General features: G+C 53.4%; 5 protein-coding genes. All 5 read right to left on the reverse strand.

The window, feature by feature from the left end; genetic code table 11:
- Positions 1-399: 399 nt before the first annotated feature.
- Positions 400-1,587, reverse strand: coding sequence for a GNAT family N-acetyltransferase (locus QWJ34_RS26815; protein ID WP_302732204.1), 1,188 nt, complete (start codon positions 1,585-1,587; stop codon positions 400-402).
- A gap of 156 nt (positions 1,588-1,743) precedes the next feature.
- Positions 1,744-2,331 carry an ATP-dependent Clp endopeptidase proteolytic subunit ClpP gene (gene clpP / locus QWJ34_RS26820; RefSeq protein WP_302732205.1) on the reverse strand — a complete coding sequence of 196 codons (588 nt, stop codon included), beginning with the start codon at positions 2,329-2,331 and terminating at the stop codon, positions 1,744-1,746.
- 43 nt (positions 2,332-2,374) lie between these two features.
- The gene (locus tag QWJ34_RS26825) at positions 2,375-3,187 is read right to left on the reverse strand and encodes an RNA polymerase sigma factor (RefSeq protein ID WP_302732206.1); all 813 of its coding nucleotides are present in this window, start codon (positions 3,185-3,187) and stop codon (positions 2,375-2,377) included.
- A gap of 264 nt (positions 3,188-3,451) precedes the next feature.
- A complete protein-coding gene (locus tag QWJ34_RS26830) occupies positions 3,452-4,441 on the reverse strand; it encodes a right-handed parallel beta-helix repeat-containing protein (protein WP_302732207.1) in 990 nt (329 codons plus the stop codon).
- On the reverse strand, positions 4,371-4,919 hold the full coding sequence (locus QWJ34_RS26835) for a hypothetical protein (RefSeq protein WP_302732208.1): 549 nt from the start codon (positions 4,917-4,919) through the stop codon (positions 4,371-4,373). The genes QWJ34_RS26830 and QWJ34_RS26835 overlap by 71 nt, the downstream gene beginning before the upstream one ends.
- Positions 4,920-6,415 lie beyond the last annotated feature (1,496 nt).

The raw sequence follows: 6,415 nt of genomic DNA on the forward strand, positions 1-6,415 counted from the left end.
TCGATTCGTTGACCTACGCCTTACGCCACCGTACCTCGCTGGTGGGGTGCTAAGTAGTAACCGTATAGCCCCTTATTCAGGCTTAATCTTACGTTTTCCAGAAAATAACTGCGCTCATACAATTATTCCGAGCTTTTTCGCTTCGATTCGGCCTTTGGCTCCCGAATAGCTACACCTGCGTCGTTATTTGAATAAACCGAAGCGTTTCGTCCCAAATAAGTGTACCTGCGCCGCTATTTTCCGTTTGGAACAATACCCGGCTTTCTCGACACCCTGAGCCTGTCGAAGAAAAGCATCTCGTAAGCAGCCGCTAACGAAGTTCTCCCGCGGTCCTTGCGCTTCTTCCGCGAATAGGAATTGCCCGTCCTTAAGACCGGTCTTATACTATACCGATCTTTTTTAAAAATGGTCGGCCAAGAAGCAAGTACCGTAAGGAATCAAACGTTCCAGTACGGCGGCGATTTGGGGGCTGGTTTCGATCAGGCCGTAAGCCTGGAGAAGAACCGGACGGCGGTAGCCGAGCAGCATCGAAGTCAGGATACCGATATCGATGCAGATATCCGCGACCAGTTCTTCGTCCCCGCCTGAAGGAAGAGGAAGAGACTCCAGCGACGCCTGTCCGCCGGGCTGTACGGTCAAGTTCCAGAAGCCCGCGTTCCACGGGGCGTCGCGGTCTTCGATACGCAGCGTCCAGGCCTGCTTTTCTTCCCCGGTCGCAACGAACGGGTAGCTGCTAACGAAAGCGGCGGCGTCGACGATCCGCGCCATAAAGTAAGGTTCCGCCTCCTGTTTGACCAGAGGATCGTCCAGCAGCAGGCTGAGCGGATCGTCGGCGGGAGCGTTCCAGCGGACTTCCTTGATCCGCGAATCGTGGTTGCCGATAAAGGTCCACAGCCCCTGCCGGGCTTCTTCGTTCAACCAGAACATTTCCCTCGTTATCCATCGCCCGTCCTCGATGGCATACAGCACATACCCCTGCGGCTCGTTGCTTGCGGAATAGTAGACGGCGGTATACGGAGCCGGGCCCAGCACGCGCTGCTCCCACCATGTTCCGCTGCGAGTCAGCGGTCCGTTATACTTCGTAATCGCCTGATCGTAAACGGTTTTCATAACGTCGATATCGCGAATTCCGCGCACGACGCGGCCCGGCACTTCTTGACGCGAAGGAAGCTTGTCCACGGGAATCGAATACTTTCGATAGTCCGTAAACAGCTCCCAACCGTACTTGCGGTAGAAACTCACGGAAAAAGGATGCAGATACGATAGAAGCTGGCCGTGATCTTTCATTTCCTCCAGCGCGCGGCGCAGCAGTTCGGACACCATGCCCTGCCGACGCTTCTCGGGCCAGGTGGATACGCTTGCGATTCCGCCCATCTCGATACGGCGGCCGTGAATATAAACCTCGAACGGCAGCAGCATCAGCTGGGCGCATAATTCGTTCTCCTCGAACACGCCCCATACCGGCTCGTCCGCAAAGTTGAGTCGGCGCAGTTCTTTCTCGCGTTCGCCGATTTTATACAGAAACGCATACTGCGAAAGTTCAAGGCTGCTCTCGAATTCCTGCTCGGTGATTCGTCTGATTTCCATCGTTCGCCTCCCTTTTCCGGGTTCCGCCCGGATATACGGCGGCCGCTTGATGCGCGACCGTTACGCAGTATACTTCTATCCGGGCCTCGCGAACCCTTTAAAATCAACCAAAAAAAGCCCGGCCGATAAACGGCCGGACTGCAATAGGATTTCCGGCTATCGATCGCTGCCGATAATCCGGTCGATCACGCCGTATTCCAGCGCTTCGACGGAAGACATAAAGTAGTCGCGGTCCACATCGAGCGCAATTCGCTCGATCGGCTGGCCTGTGTGCTCGGCGGCGATTGCGTTCAGCCGTTCGCGCGTGCGGATGATGCGTCTTGCGCTGATCTCGATATCGCTCGCCTGCCCCTGCGCACCGCCGTGCGGCTGGTGGATCATGATCTCGCTGTTGGGCAGCGCGCAGCGCTTGCCTTTGGCTCCGGACAGCAGCAGGATCGCCGCGAACGAAGCCGCCATGCCCGTGCAGATCGTCTGCACATCCGGCTTGACGTGACGCATCGCGTCGTAAATCGCGAAGCCCGCCGTCGTGACGCCGCCAGGACTGTTGATATAGAAGTGGATGTCTTTCTCCGGGTCTTCCGCTTCGAGAAACATCAGCTGCGCCACGATACTGTTGGCTACCTGATCGTCGATGGCGGAGCCGAGAAAAACGATCCGGTCTTTCAGCAGCCTCGAATAAATATCGTAAGAACGTTCGCCGCGGCTGGTCTGCTCTACCACATAAGGAATAAAAGTGCCCATCGGCCGTACCTCCTTCGAATAGGAAAAATTCGAATCCCGGCCGTCAGGCGGCCTGCAGGGTCGGAAGGAGAGACGAGAAGCGTTCGGAGCCGCCGGCGCGAGGCTGCGGACCTTCGCTGTACAGCGGCGCGGATCGGGCTTGTACGCCGGCTCCGCAGCGGGCGGCGGCCGAAGCTTCGTCCGCGCCGCCTCCGTTCCACAGAACGAGCAGCGCCCGTACGTCCTGGAGCCGGATCGCTTCCAGATAAGCGAATACCAGGCGTTCCCCGGCAGGATCTTCGTCCTGACGAGACGGCCGGCGCAGATCGTCTTCCAGCCGATGCGCTTCAAGCTTTAAACGGGCTCGGCGCAGCGCCGCTTTGGCGCCGCCTTCGGTTGTGCCGATCAGCTCGGCCGTCTCCGCAGCGGTAAAGCGAAGGTGCTCGATGAGCAGGTAAACGGTCCGCTGCTCCGGCGTCAGCAGCCGGACCAGCAGTTCGGCCGCCGTCCAGAGACGCAGCGGATCCGACTGGGAAGCGGCGGCCTCGATCCGCTCGAGCGGCTCCGCTTCGTCGCGGCTTTTGCGCAGACGGTCGACCCAGGCATGGTAAGCGATACGGCGCAGATACGTCCGGTTCCAAATACGTTCGCCCGTTTCAAAAGCAGTCCAGGCTTTCATCCACATATCCTGAGCCAGTTCTTCCGAATCCGTCTGCGATCCGGCCAGAAACCGGCAGTATTTCCCGAGCGCCTCGCCATGCTCGTCCATCAGTTCCACAAAAGCGGAACGCTTCTCGCCGCTCGCCGCATCGGAAAGACGCCTTCTTTCGGCCGGATTCGAAATCCCGGATATGTTGTTCAGCCCCGTCTTTTTCAAACGTCTCACCTCCCTCCGTATTCAGATTCACTACCTTAAACGAATAACCTGCCGAAATCGATACTCTGTCGATTTATTTTTTTCGAAAATTCGATTTTTTAAAAAATAGGCATTAAAGCTGTTTCGATACTTGATCCTATGGGTAACTCATAAACATCAGCGCAGTAACAATCTTGAATAACGGGCAATCGGCATAAAAAACGGGCACCAGTTGCGACCTGGTCCCCGCTAATCGAATCTTTGTGAGAGAAGATTGGATGAATTTTAGAAGCCGATGTTATCGACGAGTTTGATAATCCCGTTCTTGAAGGTTGTTGCTGCGCCATTTACGTTAATCAGAGTATTTCCTTTGAACGTAACGTTCTTGATCGTTGCATCTCCCCATACCCCGATGCCGCGATGCGCGCCGTTCGTAATCGTATTGTTGTTGAAGACTACGTTGTCGATTGTGCCCTGCGAAGCATAGATCAGCACATTCGGGTGATTTTGCGGTTCTTGGATACCCGTATGGTTGACCGTATTGTTGTTCACCGTTACCCGGTCCACATCCTGCGAATTGTACGATCCTTCCACCGAAATATAAATTCCCGCCATCATCGTGTCCGCCACTTTATTGTTTTCGATCAGAACATCCGTGCCGCCGACAACCGAAATGCCGCGGGCGTTGGAACCGTATCCGACATCGTTTCCGCGAATCGTAATATTGCTGACCGGCTTGTCGTCTCCGTCTTTGTAGCTGACTACCGCGATGCAGTCGTCGCCCACTCCGCGAACCACGTTGTTTTCCACTGTAATATAGCTGCTGGAATTGGTCATGTGAATGCCGTCGGCTCCGGTATTTTCAACGATGCTGTTGCTTACCGTTCCTCGCGATGCCGCGTAAGTCACCATGATGCCGGCTGCGCTGGACTTGCTTACATAAACATGGTCGATTACAAAATTCATTGCGCTGCGTACGGTGATGCTATTTTTCTCGTTGGCGCCGTTGCCGCGTCCCGCCGATGTTTTATAAACGTGTTTGAAGTCGCGAATTTCCACGCCGCTGCCTTTCAGATCGATCGAACCGTTCTCGGGATCGGTGGAAGTCAGCGTCGTTTGATCCTGCCCGGCTCCTTTCATCACGATACCGTCCACCGTCAAAATTTTGCTCAGCGTATAGTCGCCTGCCGGGATAAACAGTACCTTACCCTGTTTCTTGGCATCGGCCGCCGCTTTGACAAAAGCCGCGTAGTCGTCTTTGTTGTCGTTGGCCACCGCGCCGTAAGTCAGAACGGACAGCGAGTTGGCCGGAAGGGAAGCGTTTTGTCCTCCGCCGGATACCCCATCCGGAGTTGTCGGCGCCGGCGTTGTCGGTACTGGTGTTGTCGGTACCGGTGTTGTTGGTGCCGGTGTTGTTGGCGTCGGTGTTGTTGGCGCCGGTGTCGTCGGTGCCGGTGTTGTTGGCGCTGGCGTCGTCGGTGCCGGCGTCGTTGGCGCCGGTGTCGTCGGTGCCGGTGTTGTTGGCGCTGGCGTCGTCGGTGCCGGCGTCGTTGGCGCCGGTGTCGTCGGTGCCGGTGTTGTTGGCGCTGGCGTCGTCGGTGCCGGCGTCGTTGGCGCCGGTGTCGTCGGTGCCGGTGTTGTTGGCGCTGGCGTCGTCGGTGCCGGCGTCGTTGGTGCCGGTGTTGTTGGCGCCGGTGTTGTTGGCGCCGGCGTTGTCACAGCGGATGGTGTAAACGAGATGCTCGGATTCCACAACGTCTCGTCGTCTTCGGTAGTCTGATTTTTATTAACTACAAAGTAAATCGCGGTGCCGGCTTGTACGCTTACGGCATCTACGTTCTTCGGCATTTCACCAGTTTTGGTCTTAATGAGGGAACTCCACAGCACGGTGCTGTCTTTTTTGATGCTGGCTGCAATGCCATCGCCTTTATTTCCGCTTTTTTTAACGATACCCGTAATCTCGACTACTCCCGGTCCAGGTGCAATCCATTTACGAACGGCATCCGAAGTGTCCGAAGGATACTGCGAGCTTGCTGCGATCCATGGAAGACCGCTGCTGTTTGTCCAAACTCCTTTGGAAGAATTGTAGGAAAGGTCGGAGGATTGGCTTCCGGCTGTCTGCTGATAGTACCACTGCTTGATTCCTTGAGTCGTTTTGCTAAAGTCCGGAGACGCTTTATACGTATTGGATGCGGACGCTGCATTGACTTGGCCGAGATTGGCTAGTCCGCTTCCCAGACCAAGAGACAAAGCTGCGATCGCAATGATGACTTTACTTCTTTTCAAGAGATATCCCTCCAGCTGGTGTTTTAAAATAAGAGAATTTGAAAAAGGAATGTTTAATCGGCTTCTTGCCCGCCCCTGGGTTCAATGCCGATTCCTATACGCCGGTATGTGTATCGCCTGTCGGCGGCAACCGGTAATAATGAGTGTGGACTGCTCCGGCAATAGTTGCTCTTAAAATGAATATGCATGTATATTCATTCGCAGCAGCGGTTATTCCGAGGCGGTGTGTGTATGTTTTATATATCGACGTATCTTTTCAGGAAGTTACATTACTGTCGTTTAACGAATCGAAAGGCCTACTTTTTTCAAAAAAGCCCTTACTCAATACACAGATGAATTTATAGAACCTTTGGGGCTGATGGGCTCTATTCTTCCATATATATTCCAAATAGCACGATAAAACCAGGCCTTGAACGATATTTTGCTTGCTTGGTAAAATGTAATTCTATCTATTCAGGAAAGTACGTTCGTATTTAAATACTTTGAATGGATACATGTGAAAAAATATACAGGTCCTGATTTTAGTCTGGAAGAACAATGGAGTACGCTGAAAATTAGGAAGTGCTCATTCCGAAAAAGAGAAGTTAGTCCTGTACACTTTTGTATATATATACGAGAAGAACAGCAAATAATTAAACGAGCAAGGGGGATTTGGAAAATGAACCGACATTTCTTGGAGTTGTGGATAGAAATCCGGAGCTGATATAGGAAGACCTGAGGATAACTTTAAAAAGACTAAATGTTTTGGGTAAAATGTGTATAAAGTTGTGGAAATGGGGATAGGTTATTCGGATGACAAATAGTCGCTCCCGTTAACATGTGAGCAAGTTGGGGATATAACGATCCCGAGCTGACTAAAAATCGTGAATTAAAAGCTTCATTATATAATAGAAGAAACAAAAAAAAGCCTTCACCGTTATGCGCGGTAAAGGCTTTTTCTGCTCGCTTGGCGTCGTCCTACTC

It is taken from the genome of Saccharibacillus sp. CPCC 101409 (assembly GCF_030518235.1).
Classification (GTDB): Bacteria; Bacillota; Bacilli; order Paenibacillales; family Paenibacillaceae; genus Saccharibacillus.

What these genes read in the sequence shown, in the direction of transcription:
- QWJ34_RS26815 (WP_302732204.1), bottom strand. Translation starts at nt 1,587, where the DNA reads ATGGAAATCAGACGAATCACCGAGCAGGAATTCGAGAGCAGCCTTGAA.
- clpP (WP_302732205.1), bottom strand. Translation starts at nt 2,331, where the DNA reads ATGGGCACTTTTATTCCTTATGTGGTAGAGCAGACCAGCCGCGGCGAA.